This window comes from Candidatus Kosakonia sp. 282A-S69 (assembly GCF_029433855.1).
In the GTDB taxonomy this organism is placed as follows: Bacteria; Pseudomonadota; Gammaproteobacteria; order Enterobacterales; family Enterobacteriaceae; genus Kosakonia; species Kosakonia cowanii_A.
The window spans coordinates 984,608-1,003,114 of sequence record NZ_JAROAU010000001.1; the positions used below are offsets into that span (position 1 = coordinate 984,608).

At 59.1% G+C, this 18,507-nt stretch carries 15 protein-coding genes and 1 pseudogene; 4 read left to right on the top strand and 12 right to left on the bottom strand.

All coding sequences use genetic code 11. The annotated features are described in order from the left end of the window. Positions 1-22: 22 nt before the first annotated feature. The 8 genes and pseudogenes from PU683_RS04315 to PU683_RS04350 form a co-directional block, all read right to left on the bottom strand. Positions 23-220, bottom strand: coding sequence for a hypothetical protein (locus PU683_RS04315; RefSeq protein WP_277170293.1), 198 nt, complete (start codon positions 218-220; stop codon positions 23-25). Positions 221-312: 92 nt separating this feature from the next. Then, positions 313-762: a hypothetical protein gene (locus PU683_RS04320; protein WP_277170295.1), complete on the bottom strand. Its 450-nt coding sequence runs from the start codon at positions 760-762 to the stop codon at positions 313-315. 22 nt (positions 763-784) lie between these two features. Then, a pseudogene (locus PU683_RS04325) lies at positions 785-1,076 on the bottom strand (oligogalacturonate-specific porin KdgM family protein); the annotation flags it as partial. 407 nt (positions 1,077-1,483) lie between these two features. Beyond that, positions 1,484-2,416 (bottom strand): nucleoside recognition domain-containing protein, encoded by a 933-nt coding sequence (locus PU683_RS04330; protein WP_277170297.1) that lies wholly within the window; start codon positions 2,414-2,416, stop codon positions 1,484-1,486. Positions 2,417-2,546: 130 nt separating this feature from the next. Further along, the gene (locus PU683_RS04335; RefSeq protein WP_277170298.1) at positions 2,547-2,645 is read right to left on the bottom strand and encodes a YoaK family small membrane protein; all 99 of its coding nucleotides are present in this window, start codon (positions 2,643-2,645) and stop codon (positions 2,547-2,549) included. 116 nt (positions 2,646-2,761) lie between these two features. Further along, positions 2,762-3,184, bottom strand: coding sequence for a winged helix-turn-helix domain-containing protein (locus PU683_RS04340; RefSeq protein ID WP_277170299.1), 423 nt, complete (start codon positions 3,182-3,184; stop codon positions 2,762-2,764). Between the two features lie 59 nt (positions 3,185-3,243). Further along, a complete protein-coding gene (locus tag PU683_RS04345) occupies positions 3,244-4,479 on the bottom strand; it encodes an EAL and HDOD domain-containing protein (protein ID WP_277170300.1) in 1,236 nt (411 codons plus the stop codon). Between the two features lie 632 nt (positions 4,480-5,111). Then, positions 5,112-7,364, bottom strand: coding sequence for a TonB-dependent siderophore receptor (locus PU683_RS04350; RefSeq protein ID WP_277170301.1), 2,253 nt, complete (start codon positions 7,362-7,364; stop codon positions 5,112-5,114). 251 nt (positions 7,365-7,615) lie between these two features. On the opposite strand from PU683_RS04350, the gene fes reads away from it, so the two are divergent. Genes fes through entF form a run of 3 tightly spaced genes read left to right on the top strand, consistent with a single transcriptional unit; the run spans position 7,616 to position 12,962 of the window. Then, on the top strand, positions 7,616-8,821 hold the full coding sequence (fes, locus tag PU683_RS04355) for an enterochelin esterase (protein WP_277170302.1): 1,206 nt from the start codon (positions 7,616-7,618) through the stop codon (positions 8,819-8,821). Positions 8,822-8,848: 27 nt separating this feature from the next. Then, positions 8,849-9,064, top strand: coding sequence for an MbtH family protein (locus tag PU683_RS04360; protein WP_277170303.1), 216 nt, complete (start codon positions 8,849-8,851; stop codon positions 9,062-9,064). A 10-nt stretch (positions 9,065-9,074) separates the two neighbouring features. After that, complete coding sequence (entF, locus tag PU683_RS04365) at positions 9,075-12,962, top strand: enterobactin non-ribosomal peptide synthetase EntF (protein ID WP_277170304.1); 3,888 nt, start codon at positions 9,075-9,077, stop codon at positions 12,960-12,962. 178 nt (positions 12,963-13,140) lie between these two features. Here the strand turns inward: entF and fepC are convergent, their stop codons facing one another. From fepC to fepD, 3 genes are read right to left on the bottom strand one after another with little or no spacing between them, the layout of a single operon-like run. Then, positions 13,141-13,938 (bottom strand): iron-enterobactin ABC transporter ATP-binding protein, encoded by a 798-nt coding sequence (gene fepC / locus PU683_RS04370; protein ID WP_277170306.1) that lies wholly within the window; start codon positions 13,936-13,938, stop codon positions 13,141-13,143. Further along, the gene (gene fepG, locus PU683_RS04375; protein WP_277170307.1) at positions 13,935-14,927 is read right to left on the bottom strand and encodes an iron-enterobactin ABC transporter permease; all 993 of its coding nucleotides are present in this window, start codon (positions 14,925-14,927) and stop codon (positions 13,935-13,937) included. Before fepG ends, fepC begins: the two co-directional genes overlap by 4 nt. Further along, entirely contained in the window at positions 14,924-15,928 is a 1,005-nt protein-coding gene (gene fepD / locus PU683_RS04380) for a Fe(3+)-siderophore ABC transporter permease (protein WP_277170308.1), read from the bottom strand. Before fepD ends, fepG begins: the two co-directional genes overlap by 4 nt. Positions 15,929-16,040: 112 nt before the next feature. Between fepD and entS the strand changes: the two genes are divergently transcribed. Next, complete coding sequence (gene entS / locus PU683_RS04385; protein WP_277170311.1) at positions 16,041-17,276, top strand: enterobactin transporter EntS; 1,236 nt, start codon at positions 16,041-16,043, stop codon at positions 17,274-17,276. A gap of 165 nt (positions 17,277-17,441) precedes the next feature. On the opposite strand, the gene fepB is transcribed toward entS, so the two are convergent. Beyond that, the gene (gene fepB, locus PU683_RS04390; RefSeq protein ID WP_431190922.1) at positions 17,442-18,401 is read right to left on the bottom strand and encodes a Fe2+-enterobactin ABC transporter substrate-binding protein; all 960 of its coding nucleotides are present in this window, start codon (positions 18,399-18,401) and stop codon (positions 17,442-17,444) included. Positions 18,402-18,507 lie beyond the last annotated feature (106 nt).

The following is an 18,507-nucleotide window of genomic DNA, read 5'->3' on the forward strand; positions in this document are numbered from 1 at the left end:
CTGGTATGATTAATGGGCGTGGCTACACGCCTTTACTGACCAGTTCCGCGGCTTTGAGGAACACCTCTTCCTCAACGCCTTCTCCCCGGGCCCGCCCCTGTCGCCCAATTTCACGCACAATATTGTCCCGATTGAGAGGTTCACGCGCCGCAATCAGGCCAATCACCGCTGCACCAATGGCTAATCCAATGAGTCCCGTGTGCTCATCATTGAACTTCATACCCTGTCCTCCCTTCTTGCCCCTCCCAAAAATAGCACAACCTGCTTCATTTGTAGCCAGCCGGCCCGCCAGGGCAAAAGGAGTCAATCTGTCTACTTTTTGCCGTTCGGCTTCAGTTGTTCGCCTGCCTGCAGTGTGAACAACTCATCATCGCGTGTGGAGTAGCGCACGCTACCATCCGCCATCAGATAAGCCCCTTCAGTAAAACCGGCACCATTAATAAAGGCGGCAACGGTATCAGGCTTACCGCGATGAGCAGCTTCGAGCGCCAGCAGCGCATATGGGGCAATGTTGTCGATATTGGCGTAAACATAGCGGCGATCGTCGATAAAAAAGTTATTCAGCCTTTTGCTGGCTAAAATATTGTCAGCGACCCTATCCGCCAGCGTGAGATAGCGTTTATCACCGGTTGCCTGCACTGGTCGGAAAGTATTGGCTTTCTCATCGTAGGCGGAATGGGCAGATGCTTTCAGACCATCCAGCGTCCATGTTTTGAGATCATCTCCGCTATTGCCGGGGGATTTCGCCAGTACCAGCTGCATTAACGCACTCTCTGGGTAGAGGATAGCTGTTAGCTGACGAGCTGCTGTTCAGGTTCAAGCTGAAAGGGGGGATTGGTCTTGTAGACATAGCTGGCCACTACTTCGGTGCCGTTACTGAGGGTCTCATGGTAGGCCTTGTTTTTATCCTGCGATCCCTTCCATTTCCCTTCCAGCGACGGGCCAAAGCCGTTAGCGAAGCGGCGGGACATCAACAAGCGGTCTTTGTGATTATCTCCTCCGCTGTCATTCATTTCATGGCGGTAATCAAACGTGACGGAATGGGTAGTAAGAATGATAAAAGGCAATGTGGGTATTTATAATGTACGCAACATACAATCCCTATTGTTTTTCTGAAAGATTCAAGATGTTCTCTGCATGAATGCAGACTTTTTTTATAAACATGGTACGAGTAAAACTGCCGGGTGCAAGCCGGGATTACCAGTAAGCTTTTTCATGTTTTTTAATACAATAATGCATTGATAGATGCCGCATAAAAATGCGACTCCTGTCGTAGCAGCGAACTGGCGATTGATGTCATCGCCGGGGGATGGCTATTGTGGAGATGTATGAGCTCTTTTTCTCCCGTCCGACGACTCACTACGCGATATTTATCTCCACAGAGCGCCATTTTGAACCCCTGACGTTACTCTTTCCGGCTCTGATTAAACTCTGCCTCGCAGAGAGCGTGTGCGTTGACAAACTGCGACGAGGCGCTGGCTTCCTAAAACAGCAGCGCGTGCAGCAGCGTACGCAGCAGGATGCCGACAATCGCGCCTGCGAGTGCGAAACGGAAGAGGCGTACAAAGCGGCTGGCGATACCAAGGAAAATACCGATCCCCGGCAGATCCAGGGTTTGTACCAGAAAGCCTGCCGAGGCGTTAATCTGTGCCGCCGTCAGCTGCCCGTGCTGCGCCATTTCGGACGCAACGCCAAAATAGGCGGTGCCGCCGGCCAGGCATTTGGTCAGCGTCAGCAAAACGTAGACCGACGAGAGATGAAAGAGAGACATCAGCGGCGTTAGCAGGGCGGTTAACGCCTCCACCACGCCTGCCGCTTTTAATATCCCGACCACCGTCAGCGATAGCAGCAACATCGGCAACGAGCCCAGCGATAAGCGAATCGCATCCGCGCCCGCGCCGTTAATCACCGCAATCAGCCCGGCGCGCGGTTTCTCCTGCGGCAACTCCCCCTCTTCATCGCGCAGCGTGGCGCTGGAGAGCTTGCGCCCGGCAAGATAATAGGTAAACGACGAGGCCGCCAGCCCGCCAATCAGCGAAATGCCAATCGCGGCCCCCCAGTGCAGGCCAAAAGGAGTGAGAGGGTAGAAGACATTCGCCTGACCCATAGCAAAAACCATAGCAAGCGTAGCGGCGAGGTGACGATCGGAGGTTCCGCGTCGCTCCATAATCGCCAGCGCGGCGAGCGGGGCGGCGAAGCTGACAAAGTTAAGCTGAATAAGAGCAAAAATGCCCATCCCGCTGATACCAAAGGGTTTGAGAGCCGGGGAGGTGAGACGGACAATCGCGTCCAGCACGCCCTTCTCCTCAAGGTATTTCATAATGATAAGCATCACCACCATGATCGGCAGCAGGGTATAGAGGGCGACATCCACGGATACCCGACCCGCCGACATGATAATTTCGATGATATTCATTAACCGCTCCGGTGAACTTGCGTGCCGGGCATTCTACACCCGTCAAAAGAAGAGCAGGATCACAAATTAAAGTGGTTGAGCGGTACGTGATGCGGTGTATTGCATGAAACGGCGCGATGGCGTCTGAATATTACACGCCCGGTGTGGCGTAGCCGCCCGCGATAAACCAGGCCAGAAACGCGACGGCGACAATAAATACCAGCACGGGAAACGCGATACCAATTCTCATAAAGCCTCATTCAATTTTGCAGCAGGGGGAGGGGGAGCGCCGCATCGCCTGCGGCGGCACAACGTTAGCATAAATGGTCGGATAAGGCGGATAAAAAAAGGGGGCTTCTTTAGCCTTTAACGCATCATGCCCGCGCGCGAGGCGTGTTCGCTGGCGGTAAAAAAGGTCTGGCGGCAGTAAAGTTGTAGCACCCGCTCTTCGGGGATCAGATAGCCTTTGCCCTCCACGCGCAGAATAAAATCTTCAGGAAGATCAAACGCTGCCAGCTTACGTTTCAGGTTATTCATCACCTGCCACAGCCGCTGGCTTGAGCAGCTTAACCCGTTGTTTTCCCACACCTGCGTTTGCAGCGTTCTGTCTGCTACCACGCGGCCCACGGCGTGCGTCAGCAGAAAGGTGAGCAGGTTCGCCATGGTGGTGCGCAAATAGTCAGCCTTACCCGGCGACGCGTAGTTGATCAGGCGTTTTTTAAACGGCAGATATTCCACCTCATGATCGTTGCCGAGGCGGTAGCCATATACCGAGAGTGGTTCCATCATGTTCGTCCAAAGGGATGCGTTCTGCTAATTACATCGGCCTTTTGACGCAGAAACTAAAATTAGCGGCGGTTTGAGGGGATCGCCTGCGTCCATTCGGTCGCGGTTTTGACCAGCTCTGCCACCGTGCCGCGATGAAAACCGAGGCGATGGCCCAGCGCGCTGACCTCTTCCCACTGATGGTTTTCATACAGCTCAATCAGCTGCAAATAGGGGTAGAGCGGCCCTTTTTGCGCTTTCAGCGCCATCATCACATTGTCGGAAATATCGATTTGGCTTATCAGATCGGCCATTGGCATTTCAAAAATGCTGTCGAGTTGCGAAAAAAGCCCGACGATAAAAGCGTCATCCGCCGAGTGGCGCGTAATTGAGTGTGAGGATGCGAGCTCGCAGAACCTGGCGCGGATCAGGCTCTGCTGATAGATCTCGCCAATCTCCTCTTTATTCACCGAGGTCAGGCAGGAGACCAGCACGAAGCGGCGCAGCTCATTGGCACCGAGATAAAAAATAATATCTTTTAACGACTGGCTGCGGACGTTTTTAATCCCGCGTGCATTAAAGACAATATTTTGCGCATAGCGCATCAGCTTGAAAGAGAGGGCGAGATCCTGTTTTAACAGCGCCTCGATGCGGGCGAAATCGGGCTTATCGGCATTCACCTCTTTCATCAATCTTAAGGTGATTGCCTGGTTCTGAATCAGTTTGTTAGCCGCATGGATCACCGGGCGGCTGAAGAAGTGGCCCTGAAACAGCGTGCAACCGAGGTTTTTGTAGCACTCATACTCCTGCTGGGTCTCCACCTTTTCGGCGAGAAAAAGCGTGTCACGCAGTAGATGTGCTTTTCCCTGAATATAACCGCCGATCTCCTCCGGCGTATTATTGCGGACGTCGAATTTAATAATGTGAATAAAGGGCAGGAAATCATTCCAGGTATCGCCCAGCGCGAAATCATCCAGCGCAATGCGAAAACCCTGCGCGGAGAGTTTTTTGATGCTGTCCAGCAGCAGCGGCGTCGGCTCGGCGGTTTCGAGGATCTCAACAATCACCCGATCTTTTGGCAGCGTTTCCGCCATCCCCTGTACCAGCAGTTCATAAGGGAAGTTGACGAAAATCGCACTGTACTCTTTCAACCGCCCCAGCGGCGCACCAAGAAACTGTTCAACAATAATTTGCGCAGTCGCATACTCCGGTGTGACGTCAGGAAACCGGTTAGTCATACTGTCCCTGAACAGCAACTCGTAGCCGACTGTGTTCATATTTGCATCAAAAATCGCCTGGCGGGCGACAAAAGAGAACATTCGATACTCCACTCACAGATGCCTGCAAATTATAGAAATGTCGCTGGCGCGCAAACCTGAATCAGGCGGCCCCTTGCCATTTTTCCAGAGCCTGAAAGGGAAGCCTGGACGAAAACCACAAAGACGCAAGTCGGACAGGGGAAAGGCGGTATCTTTTGTAAACGCCCGCAGAATTTAAGTCAAATTCCGCTGTGCAAAATGATATCTGCTGCTGCATTTTCAGGCAACTCAAGCAAAAATTAAGCACACTTGCGTCGATCGTGCTGAGAGATGGGCAAAGTGTCTGTATACCTGATTTTTCATTTTCACCCCGATAAAGCGGTTGACGACTGGGTGAAAATTAAACGTGACCGCCATCACGCCTGTCTGTGGACAGCGGGTAGAAAGTATGATCGAAATCATATATTCACGCATCGGTATTATTTTTCTCTTGTTAGGAATTTTCCGATGGCGTATTGTGAATTTACCCCAGCAAAGAGCTAACACCACCTCAGAGTGAGTGCCGGAGATAAGCGCCGGGCGGGGTATAACCGTGTCAGCTATTCAACACCCAGGAAATCCCTAATAAAAGGCCCCGTCAGCAATGCCGGGGCCTTTTCTTTTTAGCGGCGACGAAAGAGAGCAGGCTGTCGTCAGAAGTGGGTATTAATGCCCATAAACCAGGTGCGACCCGATTCGTTATAGGTCTCTGCGCCCGCGCCATACATATAACCGGTAGTGCCGCCGGTGCTCTGGGCATTGCCCGCGCGCCAGTGGCGCTTATCGAACACGTTATCGACGCCGGCGGTCAGGCTGACGTTTTTGTTTACGTCCCAGGTGCCGCTGAGTCCGACAATGCTGTACGGGCTCACTTCGTTAGTCGCCGAGCCGGTTACGCGCTGGCCTTTGTAGTCATACTTCTTCGGTTGCTGCTTGCCGTACCAGGTAAAGGTCGACTGGAGAGAAACATCCTGCGTCACCTGCCAGTTCAGCGTCGAGTTCAGCGTATATTCCGGAATGATTGAGAGCCGCTCGCCGGTGGTTTTGTTCTTACTTTGCAGCATATAGGTGAAGTTGTTGCTCCAGGCCACACTCTCAGAAACCGGCACGTTGAGCGTACCCTCCAGCCCTTCAACTACCGCTTTCGGCACATTTTCCCACTGATAGATATCGGTTTTGGTGGCACCCGCCGCCGTTTGCGCCATCGGCGAGTAACCCGCTTCAATCTTATTGCGGTAATCGTTACGGAACCAGGTTACACCGGCCAGCCAGTCATCATGTTTGAACTCAAGGCCGATCTCTTTATTGATACTGGTCTCCGCTTTCAGATCGTCGTTACCCATCATGTAACAACCGACGCCGTTGCCGCTGGCGTAGCAGCCCTGGCCCTTGCTGTAGAGAATGTAGTTCGGGTTGGTCTGGTAGAGGCTCGGCGCTTTATAGGCGCGGCCAATGCCCATTTTCAGCGTGAAATCGTCGCCTAATCCCTGCGAGAGGTTCAGCGACGGGCTCCAGTTATCGCCAACAATGGTGTGGTGATCGAAACGCAGCGCTGGCGTCAGCATGGTGCTGTCGGTCAGCTCCATATTATCTTCGGCGAAAATGGAGTAGATATCGGCGCTCGAGTAGGGGCTACGGTTGGTGCTGTTCACCCCGCTAATTGGCCCGCCCTGGAAGGCCTGGGTATTGGAGCCAAGATCTTTCATCCGCTGCTGGTTCCACTCGGTACCCAGCGTCAGCGTCTGGTTGACCAGCAGATCCAGCGGCAGGTTCACCTCGTTGTGCAGCATCACATCGGAGAGATCGATATCGGTGAATTTATTGCTATTGAACAGCCCTTCAGTGCCCCCGGCCAGCCCTTCGCCCAGGCGCGAGTTACGCGTGTGCTCATACTGAAGCCAGTTGCTGGTGGTGACACCGTTATCCCAGCCGCCGTTCCAGGTTACCGAGTAGTTCTGGCGATAGAGACGGTTGGTCTCTTTGCCGTAATTCTCGCGCACATAGTTATTGCTGCTGCTGTCGTTATTGGTGTTTTGCGTATCGCCTGCGTAGAGGTTGCCCTGGCGGCTGTAGCCCGCCTGGAACTCCAGCGACTGCATCGGCGCGAAATCCCAGCGCACCACGCCGTTAATATCTTTATTGATCGCGCCTTCGCGCCCAGCGGCGAGGGTATTAGCGTAAATCCCGGTACGTTCAGACTGGTGATCGCGGTTGATATCCCACGCATCGGCCTGGGTTTTCGCCAGGTTGCCATAGAGGCGGAAGCTGACATCGTCACCCAGTGGGCCGCTGAGGCTAAAGTCGGTGCGTTTGGTCGCACCTTCTGCTTTATGCTCCGGCGCGTTGACGTAGGCGTTCCACGATCCATGCCACTCCTGGGTGCCATCTTTTTTGGTGATGATATTCACCACACCGCCCGCCGCACCGTTACCGTAACGCACGGCGGCCGGGCCACGGATCACTTCGATGCGCTCAATCATCTCTGCCGGCACCCAGCTGGTGTCGCCGCGGCTGTCGCGCTCGCCGCGCCAGCCTAAGCGCACCGAGTTACGGCTGGTGACCGGTTTGCCATCAACCAAAATCAAGGTGTTTTCCGGGCCCATACCGCGAATATCGATCTGGCGGTTATTGCCGCGCTGGCCGCTGGTGGCGTTGCCGGTTAAGTTAACGCCAGGCATCTTGCGGATAATCTCCGATACATCGCGCGCTGGCGGGTTCTTACGAATCTGATCGGCGGTGATAGTCGACACGCCGGGCGCCTGGAGGTTCTGCTGTGCCGCCGTGACGACAATGGTGTCCGCGCTGCTGGCGTCGCTGCTTTTCTCCTCCGCCGCCATCACGGGCATTGCCGCGCCGTAGATCCCGAGGTTGACCAGTAAGGTCAGGGATTTTATCTTCTTATTCATTATGTTACCTGCGTTCCTTTGCCGTATCCCCGTAGCTCTCCATTCCCAGGGGAGAGGAGACGGCAGTGATGAAGCCCGCGCGCGACGATTCTCTCAGCCCTGAGAAAAAAGGCCTGCGGCAGGCAGAGTTAGGTGAAAGACGCGCTTCCCACAGCGCGCCAATACGCTATTGCAAATAAGAATAGTTATCAATAATATTATCTATAAATTTGAGCGATAAATATAAGTCCGCAGCAATTTGGGGTTAAACCGTGACGTCAACGACGGGAAGCGATGCCTGGTGGGCGTCAAAAAAAGGGCCGGAGTGGCTTAAAACCGCCGACGGGCGCTATGAAGTGACCTTCTGGTGGCGCGATCCGGCGGGTACAGAGCAGACCTCGCGTCTGCGCCGGGTCTGGATCTACATCACCGGCGTGACCGATCACCATCAACAGGCGCAGCCGCAATCGCTGGCACGCATCGCCGGAAGCGATGTCTGGTGCTGGAAAACGACGCTCGAAGCGGGCTGGCGCGGCAGCTACTGTCTTATCCCCTCTGAACAGGACAATGATTTCGCTGATGCCGTTTTTGCCAGCGTGCCGCCGGATCGCACGGCGCTGCGCGAAGGGTGGCGCAAACTGCTGCCGCGCGCGATGGCCGATCCGCTGAATGCGCAAAGCTGGCGCGGCGGGCGCGGCCATCCGGTCTCGGCGCTGGAGATGCCCGGGGCACCGCCTCAGCCCGGCTGGCAGGCAACCGATACTGCTTTTACCCCTCCTCAACTGCTGCACTGGCAGAGCCCGCGGCTGCAAAATCGTCGCCGCGTCTGGGTCTATGCTACCGGCGAGGCGCAGGATGCTGAACGCCCGCTGGCGATCCTGCTCGATGGCCAGTTCTGGGCAGAGAGTATGCCGGTGTGGCCTGCGCTGGCGGCGTTGACCAACGCCCGCAAGCTGCCGCCCGCGGTCTATCTGCTGATTGACGCCATTGATAATGCTCAGCGCAGCCGGGAGCTACCCTGCAACGCCGATTTCTGGCTGGCGGTGCAGGAGGAGTTATTGCCCAAGGTGCGCAAGATTGCGCCCTTCAGTGATTGCGCCGATCGCACGGTGGTGGCGGGGCAGAGCTTCGGCGGGCTCTCCGCGCTTTATGCCGCTCTGCACTGGCCCGCGCGTTTTGGGTGCGTACTGAGCCAGTCCGGCTCTTACTGGTGGCCTCATCGCGGGGGGGAGGGTGACGGGCTGCTTATCGAACAACTTAAAAAGGGTGAGATAGCCCCACAAGGGCTGCGTATCGTGCTTGAAGCCGGGGTACGCGAGCCGCTGATTTTTCGTACTAACCAGACCCTTTTATCCCTCTTACAACAGACACAGCAGCCGGTTTTCTGGCGTCAGGTTGACGGCGGACATGATGCGCTTTGCTGGCGCGGCGGGCTGACGGCGGGCTTAATCACCCTCTGGCAACCGCTGGAACGCTAAGGCGCTTTTCCACGACAGGAGTTTGCTATGGAGTTCACTAACCCTTTCGATCATCCGCAAGGGCGGTTTTATATTCTGCAAAACGGCGCGCAGCAGTGCAGTTTGTGGCCCGCGCAGTGCGCGCTGCCCGCAGGCTGGCACGTTCTCTGCGAGCCGCAATCACCGGCGGCCTGCAACGACTGGCTGGCCGCGCACTGGCAGAGCTTAACCCCGGCGCACTACGCGCACCCTCACGCGCAATAAGGAGCGGAAGATGAGCGAACGTTTACCGCTGGTTGCCGCACAGCCGGGGATCTGGATGGCAGAAAAACTCTCCTCGCTGCCCAACGCCTGGAGCGTGGCGCACTATGTTGAGCTTGAGGGGGATATTGATGCCGCAAAGCTCAGCGAGGCAATTGTCACTGGCCTGATGCAGGCCGATACGCTGCGCATGCGTTTCACTGAAGAGAGTGGCGAAGTGTGGCAATGGGTTGATGAGGCGATGCGCTTTGCCGCGCCCGCGATTATCGATCTGCGCCAACAGGACGATGCGCACAGCGCCGCGCAGGCCTTAATGCAGGCCGATCTGGCGCAGAACTTGCGCGTAGAGAGCGGCAAACCGCTGGTGCACCATCAGCTGATGCGCGTCGGCGAGCGGCGCTGGTACTGGTATCAGCGTTATCACCATTTGCTGGTCGATGGTTTCAGTTTCCCCGCGATTACCCGCCAGATTGCCGCCATTTACTCTGCCTGGCGACGTGGCGAGCCAACGCCTGCCTCGCCCTTTACTCCCTTCGCCGACGTTGTGGAAGAGTATCAACGCTATCAGGGGAGTGATGCCTTCGCTCGCGACGCCGCTTTCTGGGCAGAGCAGCGGCGTACACTACCACCGCCGGTGTCGCTCTCCAGCGAGCCGCTGCCGGGACGGGCGGCAACCACCGATATTCTGCGCCTGAATGTAACCCTGGACAGCGACGCTTTCCGCCGCCTAAGCCAGGCGATGGCAAACACTACGCCCGCCGATTTGGCGCTGGCGTTAGTGGCGCTGTGGCTGGGGCGGCTGTGCGGACGCACCGATTATGCCGCCGGATTTATCTTTATGCGCCGCATGGGTTCGGCAGCGCTCACCGCGACCGGTCCGGTGCTTAACGTCCTGCCACTTGGGGTGCATCTGGATGGCGCGCAAACCCTGCCGGAGCTTGCCAGTGCGCTTGCCCGGTTGCTTAAAGCGATGCGCCGCCACCAGCGCTATGACGCAGAGCAGATCGTGCGTGACGCCGGACGCGCGGCGGGGAATGAGCCGCTGTTTGGCCCGGTACTGAACGTTAAACTGTTTGATTACCAGCTGGATGTGGATGGCATCCAGGGTATTACCCACACGTTAGCCACCGGGCCGGTCAACGATATGGAGATCGCGCTCTTCCCGGATGAGGCGGGCGGGCTGTCGCTGGAGGTGCTGGCGAACCGCAGCCGCTATGACGAGACGACGCTCAATACTCACGTCGCACGCCTTGCGCAGCTTTTGCAGCAATTTGCCGACAACCCGGCGCTGCGCTGTGGGGATGCGGAGCTATTAAGTGCAAAAGAGGCGGAGCAACTCACGCAGATCAACGCCACCGCCGTGTCGCTGCCAATGACCACGCTGAGCGAGCTGGTCGCGCAACAGGCGGCGAAAACGCCTGATGCACCGGCGTTATCCGATGCCCGCTGGCGCTTTAGCTACCGGGAGATGCGCGAGCAGGTCGTGGCGCTGGCGAATCAGCTACGCGCGCTGGGCGTGCAGCCTGGCGACAGCGTGGCGGTCGCGCTGCCGCGTTCGGTTTTCCTGACGCTCGCGCTGCACGGTATTGTTGAAGCAGGCGCTGCCTGGCTACCGCTCGATACCGGCTATCCTGACGATCGCCTGCGCATGATGCTGGAAGATGCCCGCCCGCGTCTTTTGATCACCACCGAAGATCAGCATGCCCGCTTTGCCGATATTCCGCAGCTGGCGCACTTCTGCTACGACGCGCCGCTGGAGAGCAACGGCGCTGAGCCGCTTAATCTGGCCCGCCCGCAGCAGACGGCCTATATCATCTTCACCTCCGGCTCCACCGGGCGACCAAAAGGGGTGATGGTCGGACATACCGCCATCGTCAACCGCCTGCTGTGGATGCAGGCGGCTTATCCACTTAGCGCTGACGATGTGGTGGCGCAAAAAACGCCGTGCAGTTTTGATGTGTCGGTATGGGAGTTCTGGTGGCCGTTTATCGCCGGAGCCAGCCTGGTGATGGCTGAGCCAGAGGCGCACCGCGATCCGCAGGCGCTACAAGCCTTCTTTGCTGAAACAGGCGTGACCACAACCCACTTTGTCCCCTCTATGCTGGCGGCCTTTGTCGCCTCGCTGACGCCGGAAAGCGCGCAGCAGAGCTGCCGCACGCTGAAGCAGGTCTTCTGTAGCGGCGAAGCGCTGCCCGCCGATCTCTGCCGCGAGTGGGAAACTTTAACCGGCGTGGCGCTGCACAATCTCTATGGCCCGACGGAAGCGGCGGTGGATGTCAGCTTCTATCCGGCCTATGGCGAGACACTGGCGCAGGTGCGCGGCAACAGTGTGCCGATTGGTTACCCGGTGTGGAACACGGGTCTGCGTATTCTGGATGCGATGATGCGCCCGGTGCCGTTCGGCGTGGCGGGCGATCTCTATCTCACCGGTATTCAGCTGGCGCAGGGCTATCTTGGTCGCCCTGATTTGACGGCCAGCCGCTTTATCGCCGACCCCTTTACGCCGGGCGAGCGCATGTACCGCACCGGGGATGTTGCCCGCTGGCTGGAAAATGGTGCGGTAGAGTACCTGGGACGCAGCGACGATCAGCTGAAAATTCGCGGTCAGCGCATTGAGCTTGGCGAGATTGACCGGGCGATGCTGGCGCTGCCGGATATCGCCCAGGCGGTTGCGCATGCCTGCGTCTTTAATCAGGCGGCGGCGAGCGGCGGCGATGCCCGCCAGCTGGTTGGCTACCTTGTCTCTGCCTCCGGTCAGCCGCTGGATACGGCCGTACTGCTGGAGCAGCTGCGTGCGCAGCTACCGGCGCACATGGTGCCGGTGCTGTTGATGCAGGTGAGCGCGCTGCCGCTCAGCGCGAACGGTAAGCTCGATCGCAAAGCGTTGCCGCTGCCCGTGCTGCAGGCAGAGCAGGGCGGTCGCCCGCTCACCGCCGGTATGGAAACGCAGGTAGCGCAGGCCTTTGCCGCGCTGCTGGGCTGTGAGGTGAATGATGCGCAGGCGGATTTCTTCGCCCTTGGCGGCCACTCGCTGCTGGCGATGCGGCTTGCCGCGCAGCTGAGCCGCCACTGCGACCGTCAGGTAACGCCGGGACAGATTATGGTCGCGCCGACGGTGGAGAAGCTGGCGGCGCTGCTGGAGCAGCCGCTCTCAAATGAGCAGGCCGGGCGACTCGGGCTGGAAGCGGTGCTGCCGCTGCGTGAAAGCGCGGGGCCAACGCTCTTCTGCTTCCATCCGGCCTCTGGTTTCGCCTGGCAGTTTAGCGTGCTGGCCCGCTATCTTGCGCCGCGCTGGTCGATTACCGGCATTCAGTCTCCGCGCCCGGATGGCCCGTTACAGCAGGCGGCAACGCTGGATGAGGCCTGCGAGCAACAGTTAGCGGCGCTGCTGGCACAGCAGCCGCACGGGCCTTATTACCTGTTGGGTTACTCGCTTGGCGGGACGCTGGCGCACGGCATTGCGGCGCGGCTGCAACAGCGTGGCGAAGAGGTGGCGTTCCTCGGGCTGCTCGATACCTGGCCGCCGGAGACACAAAACTGGGCGGAGAAAGAGGCGAACGGCCTCGATCCTGCGGTGCTGGCCGAGATTGAGCGCGAGCGGCAGGCGTTTCTTGCCGCCCAGCAGGGGCAGGCGTCCAGTGAGCTCTTCTCGCAGATCGAGGGGAATTACGCCGATGCGGTGCGGTTGCTAACCACCGCCCGCAGTGTGCCGTTTGCGGGTAAAGCCACGCTGTTTGTCGCTGAGCGTACCCTGCCGCCCGGCACCGACCCGCAACGCGCCTGGGCACCCTGGGTGAGCGAGTTGGCGGTGTACCGTCAGGATTGCGCCCATGTCGATATCATCTCCCCGCAGGCGTTCGGGCAGATCGGGCCAGTGTTGAGGGAGTTATTGGAGAGGTAAAAAATGGTGTAGGCCGGATAAGCGTTTACGCGCCATCCGGCATATTCCGCAGCACCGATTGCCGGATGGCGGCTTCGCCTTATCCGGCCTACGCGGTTTCAGTGGCTCCGTTAAAGTGGTTTTGTAGGCCGGATAAGCGTGTATCGCGCCATCCGGCAATGGGGTTTGCCAACAACGTTCAACCGCTGCGCCCCAGTGGCACCACCAACGGGGTATGCGCCACCGGATCGTCAATGATCATGCAGCGCAGCCCATACACCTCCTCGATCAACCCGGCGGTGACAATCTCTTTCGGTGCGCCCTGCGCCACAATTTTGCCGTCGCGCAGCGCAATCAAATGGGTGGCGTAACGGCATGCCTGATTTAAATCATGCAGCACTGCGGCCAGCGTATACCCCTGTTCACGGTTCAGCTCGCTGAGCAACTCCAGCAGATCGATTTGATAACTGATATCAAGCCAGGTCGTTGGCTCATCAAGCAGCATGATCGCCGTCTCCTGTGCCAGCACCATGGCGATCCACGCCCGCTGGCGCTGGCCGCCGGAGAGCGTGTCGACGCTCTGCTGCGCCAGACGCTCGACGCCGGTCGCTTTCATGGCGCGCTTCACCGCCTCGTCATCCTCTCTGCGCCAGCGGGTAAAGAGCGGCTGATGCGGATAACGCCCGCGCGCCACCAGCTCCTGCACCGTAATGTCGCCCGGCGTGGTGGCATTTTGCGCCAGCAGCCCGATGCGCCGCGCGACCTCTTTGCTGGCAAAACGCTGGATCTCCTCGCCATCAAGGTAGACATGCCCCTCGCTGGGCGTCATCAGGCGGCTGAGTGTACGTAAGAGGGTCGACTTCCCGCAGCCATTCGGGCCGATGATGGCGGTGAAATGACCATCAGGGATAGCGACGCTCAGCTGCTCGGCAATCACTTTCTTGCCATAGCCAAGGGTTAACGCTTCGCCGCGCAAACGGGGGGATAACGCGCTCATTTCTTGCGGGACTCCTGAATTAACAAGGCGATAAGGTAAATACCGCCGAGGCTGACGGTGACCACGCCAACCGGTAGCTGGTAAGGGGTAAAGCCGCGCTGGGCAATCATATCCGCCAGCAGCAGCAGCAGCGCGCCGCAGAGCGCCGACTGGGTTAACCCCCAACGCGCCGTGCCGCTCAGGCGGCGGGCAATATGCGGTGCCACCAGCGCAATAAAGGAGATGGGGCCGGCAAGTGCCGTGGCGGCGGCGGTCAGCGCCACCGCGACCAGCATCAGTAGCAGACGCGAGCGCTCAACGCTGACGCCCAGCGCGCAGGCGCTGTCATCGCCCATCTCCAGTAGCCGCATGCGCCGCGCCAGCAGGGCAGCGCAAACAAACATCACCAGCATAACCGGCACCGACGGCACCGTTTTCGCCCACGTTAATCCATTCAACGATCCGGCGTTCCACAACCCGGCAGAGAGCGCCGTTTCCAGCGAGGCTTTCAGCAGCAGCCAGGTGTTAAAGGCCACCAGCATCGCGCGTACACCAATCCCGACAATGATCAGGCGGAAGGTTTCAATGCCGTTGCGCCAGGCGAGCAGCCACACCAGTAGCGACGTGAGGATGCCGCCTGCCATTGCTGCCAGCGCAATCGCCGTCAGATGCTGGCCAAACAGCACCATCGCCACCAGCACGCCGCTCCAGGCACCGGTGTTAAACCCCATCACATCCGGGCTACCGAGCGGGTTACGCATCAGCGACTGGAAAATCGCCCCGCTGACACCGAGCGCCGCGCCAACCACCAGCGCCATTAATACCCGCGGCAAGCGCCACTCCAGCACGACCAGCTGCATTGCGCGCGGCGCGTCACCGCATAGCGCGTCGAATACCTGCCTGAAGGTGAGCATCACTGTGCCGCTGCGTAATCCCCAGACGGCGAAGAGCATGGCGGCGACAACCATCAACAGGCAGCTTGCCACTAAACGGCGGGAGGGGGCGATCATAAGCCGCCTCCGCGCGCGCGGCGCACCAGCAGGATCAGCATTGGCGCGCCGATAAAAGCGCTTACCACCGAGACGCGCAGCTCGCCCGGCACAATTACGCGGCCAATTATATCGGCAAACAGCAGTAGAGCAGGGGTGGCGATCAGCGTCACCGGCAGCGACCAGCGGTGATCGGCCCCGACCAGCCCGCGCGCCAGGTGGGGCATCATCAGACCGATAAAGGCGATTGGCCCGACAACCGCCGTGGCGCTACCGCAGAGTACGGTGATCGCCAGCAGGCCCAGCAGCTGGGTGCGCGCCACTTTACTGCCCAGCGCGGTCGCGGTGTCACTGCCCAGACTCAGACTGTTAAGCGCGCGGCTAAGCAGTAACGCCACGCCCGCCGCCAGCAGCACCGGGATCAACACTACGCGCAGAGTTGCCAGCGTGCGAATATCGAGGGAACCGGCTTGCCAGAAACGCAGCTGATCGTAGACGTCAGCATTGAGCAGCGAAATGCCGCTGGAGAGGCCGTCGAGCACGGCGGTGAGCGCCACGCCCGCAAGTGTCAGGCGCACCGGGCTAAGCTGACCGCCGCCCTGGCTGCCGGTAAAAGCCACCAGCAGCGCAGCGGTGAACGCGCCGCAAAAGGCGAGCAGCAGTTGCTCCGTCGGCGTGCTCGCCCCCAGCAGCGCGGCGCCAAGCACAATGGCGAAACTGGCGCCCGCGTTAACGCCCAGCAGGCCCGGGTCGGCCAGCGGGTTGCGCGTCAGGGTTTGCATCAGTGCACCGGCAAGGCCGAGCGCGCCGCCGGCGAGTAAGCCTGCCAGCGTGCGCGGTAGGCGCGCATCGCGAATGATGGTGCAATCTGCGCTGTGACAAGCGCCAAAGAGGGCGTCGGTGATGACCGCGGCAGGCATCGGTTTTGCGCCAATAAACAGGCTCAGTGCCGCGGCAAATATAAGCAGTATCAATAGCCCGACGAGAATCAATACGCGCGCCGGGGAAGTAGAAAACGACATAAAAATCCCAATTTTGATAATGATAGTAATTATCGTTATCGATCCCGTTTTGTTATGTTACCATGCGCAGCCTGAGATTGGACACAGAAAGTATGGAATACAAGGTCTTGTAATGAAGCAACACTCCTGGCTGCTGAATCTCAGCCTGCTGCGGACACATCCGGCTTATCGCGCCGTTTTCCTTGCGCGTTTTATCTCAATCTTATCGCTGGGCTTACTGGGCGTGGCAGTGCCGGTGCAGATCCAGGCGATGACCCACTCCAGCTGGCAGGTCGGGCTTGCCGTGACGCTGACCGGCGGCGCGATGTTTGTCGGCCTGATGCTCGGCGGCGTGCTGGCGGATCGCTTTGAACGTAAAAAGCTGATTTTGCTCGCGCGATCTACCTGCGGTCTTGGCTTTATTGGCCTCTTTCTCAATGCACTGTTACCCGCGCCGTCGCTGGCGGCGATCTATCTGCTCGGCGTATGGGATGGCTTTTTCGGCGCGCTCGGCGTGACGGCGCTGCTGGCGGCGACACCTGCGCTAGTGGGGCGGGAAAACCTGATGCAGGCGGGGGCGATCACCATGCTCACCGTGCGCGTCGGTTCGGTGATCTCGCCGATGGTTGGTGGGTTGCTGCTGGCCTCCGGCGGCGTAGCGTGGAACTACGGTCTGGCAGCGGCGGGCACCTTTATCACTCTGTTGCCGCTGCTGACGCTGCCCGCGCTTCCGCCACCGCCGCAACCGCGCGAGCACCCGCTTAAATCTCTCACTACCGCGCTGCACTTTCTGCTGCGTAACCCGTTAGTTGGCGGCATTGCGCTGCTCGGCGGTCTGCTGACTATGGCCAGCGCCGTGCGCGTGCTCTACCCGGCGCTGGCGATGAGCTGGCAGATGTCGGCGGCGGAGATTGGCGTGCTTTACGCCGCGCTGCCGCTTGGGGCGGCTATCGGCGCGTTGACCAGCGGCAGGCTGGCGCACAGCGAGCGGCCCGGCATCATCATGCTGCTGACCAGCGTCGGCGCGTTTATCGCGATTGCGCTCTTTAGCCTGATGCCCGTCTGGCCGCTCGGCGTACTCTTTCTCGCGCTCTGCGGCTGGCTGACGGCGGTGAGTTCGTTACTGCAATATACCCTGTTGCAAACCCAGACTCCGGAGGCGATGCTCGGGCGCATTAACGGCTTGTGGACGGCGCAAAACGTTACCGGCGACGCCATCGGCGCGGCGCTGCTGGGCGCAATGGGATCGATGCTGACACCCGCCGCCTCGGCGAGCTTCAGCGGTCTGGCTTTAGCGATAGTTGGGTTAGTGCTGGTTCTCATACTCGGCGAGCTGCGCCGTTTCCGACAGGTTCAGTCCGGCGCATAACCCGCACCGGTGGCGTTGATGTCACCGGTGCTTCAGCGTTACGGCGATCTGATCACCCCTTATTGCAAACGGGATGCCTTCACAGGCCGGATAGGTCACGCGCGTTATCCAGCAACGTGGGGCGTGTTTACCGGCCATCCGTCAATAAGGCGTGCGCCAAACACCTTAACCAAATAGCGCCGACAAGCGCTGCAACACGCGGGTTGCACTGTAGTAATCGAGGCGGAAGGTCTCAGCCCCAAGGGCATAAACCCGCTTATTGCGTACCGCGGGAAGATGCGCCAGCAGAGGGTTGGCGCTCAGGGCGTCAGCCTCTTTTTGATCGCCGGCGAACAGAAACAGCGCTTCGCCATTTAGCCCGGCAGCCAGGTTTTCACCGCCGAGCTGGATGATGTCATGGCGCTTCCCCTGGCTCTGGCTCGCCTGCAGGCCTGCCGGTAGCGGCGCGAGGGCAAAACCGAGCTGCTGCATTAACTGGCCCTGCGCGGAGTCGCGGGTCCAGAGATTCGCGCTGTGCGCGGCGGGTGTGTAAACCAGTGCGCTGACCGGTTGCGGCGGCAGCTTCATACGCGATTTTGCCGCCGCAAGCTGCTGGTTGAATTCAGCGATGCGCGCGGCGGCCTGCTTCTCGTGGCCGGTGATTTCGCCAAGCTGGGTAAGCAGCGCCTGCCAGCTCTTATCGTCGTAATTGATGATAAGCGTCGGGGCGATAGGCGAAAGCTGATCGTAGAGGGCCAGCGCGGAGTCGCCGCCGGTGGCGCTGATCAGAATCAGGTCCGGCATCTGTGCGGCAACCGCTTCGGCATTGGCTTCGCCGATGTAGAGGCGCGCGACTTTGCGCTGTTTGGCTATCTCGCCCCACTGGCGCAGAAATCCCTGATCGTCGGCGAAACGGTTATTTGGCGTCGTGGCACCGCTGGCGATCACCGGAGCATCAATCGCCAGCAGCGAGCCGGTGAGAGTCACGCTTGTAGAAACAATGCGTTGCGGCGCGCTGGCAAGCTGATGTACGCCGCGGCTGTCGGTTATCTGGCGCGGCCAGTCGGCGGCGCAGGCTGAGTTAAGTCCTAAAACGAAAATGCCCACTAACAGAGCGTGTTTACGACACCAGCTAAGAAAATTCACAACGTGAGTCCTGTTTCTGTTGGAGTTAATGCTTCTCATTTTCATCGTTGAGCGCCATGGATGCAAGTTATGACCATGCGAGAGGAGATTCTACTGTTGACATCAC

Coding starts and splice junctions, on each gene's coding strand:
- fepG (WP_277170307.1), bottom strand. CDS start 14,927: ATGATCGCCCCCTCCCGCCGTTTAGTGGCAAGCTGCCTGTTGATGGTT.
- PU683_RS04315 (WP_277170293.1), bottom strand. CDS start 220: ATGAAGTTCAATGATGAGCACACGGGACTCATTGGATTAGCCATTGGT.
- entS (WP_277170311.1), top strand. CDS start 16,041: ATGAAGCAACACTCCTGGCTGCTGAATCTCAGCCTGCTGCGGACACAT.
- PU683_RS04335 (WP_277170298.1), bottom strand. CDS start 2,645: ATGAGAATTGGTATCGCGTTTCCCGTGCTGGTATTTATTGTCGCCGTC.
- PU683_RS04360 (WP_277170303.1), top strand. CDS start 8,849: ATGGAGTTCACTAACCCTTTCGATCATCCGCAAGGGCGGTTTTATATT.
- entF (WP_277170304.1), top strand. CDS start 9,075: ATGAGCGAACGTTTACCGCTGGTTGCCGCACAGCCGGGGATCTGGATG.
- fepC (WP_277170306.1), bottom strand. CDS start 13,938: ATGAGCGCGTTATCCCCCCGTTTGCGCGGCGAAGCGTTAACCCTTGGC.
- PU683_RS04330 (WP_277170297.1), bottom strand. CDS start 2,416: ATGAATATCATCGAAATTATCATGTCGGCGGGTCGGGTATCCGTGGAT.
- PU683_RS04320 (WP_277170295.1), bottom strand. CDS start 762: ATGCAGCTGGTACTGGCGAAATCCCCCGGCAATAGCGGAGATGATCTC.
- PU683_RS04345 (WP_277170300.1), bottom strand. CDS start 4,479: ATGTTCTCTTTTGTCGCCCGCCAGGCGATTTTTGATGCAAATATGAAC.
- fepD (WP_277170308.1), bottom strand. CDS start 15,928: ATGTCGTTTTCTACTTCCCCGGCGCGCGTATTGATTCTCGTCGGGCTA.
- PU683_RS04350 (WP_277170301.1), bottom strand. CDS start 7,364: ATGAATAAGAAGATAAAATCCCTGACCTTACTGGTCAACCTCGGGATC.
- PU683_RS04340 (WP_277170299.1), bottom strand. CDS start 3,184: ATGATGGAACCACTCTCGGTATATGGCTACCGCCTCGGCAACGATCAT.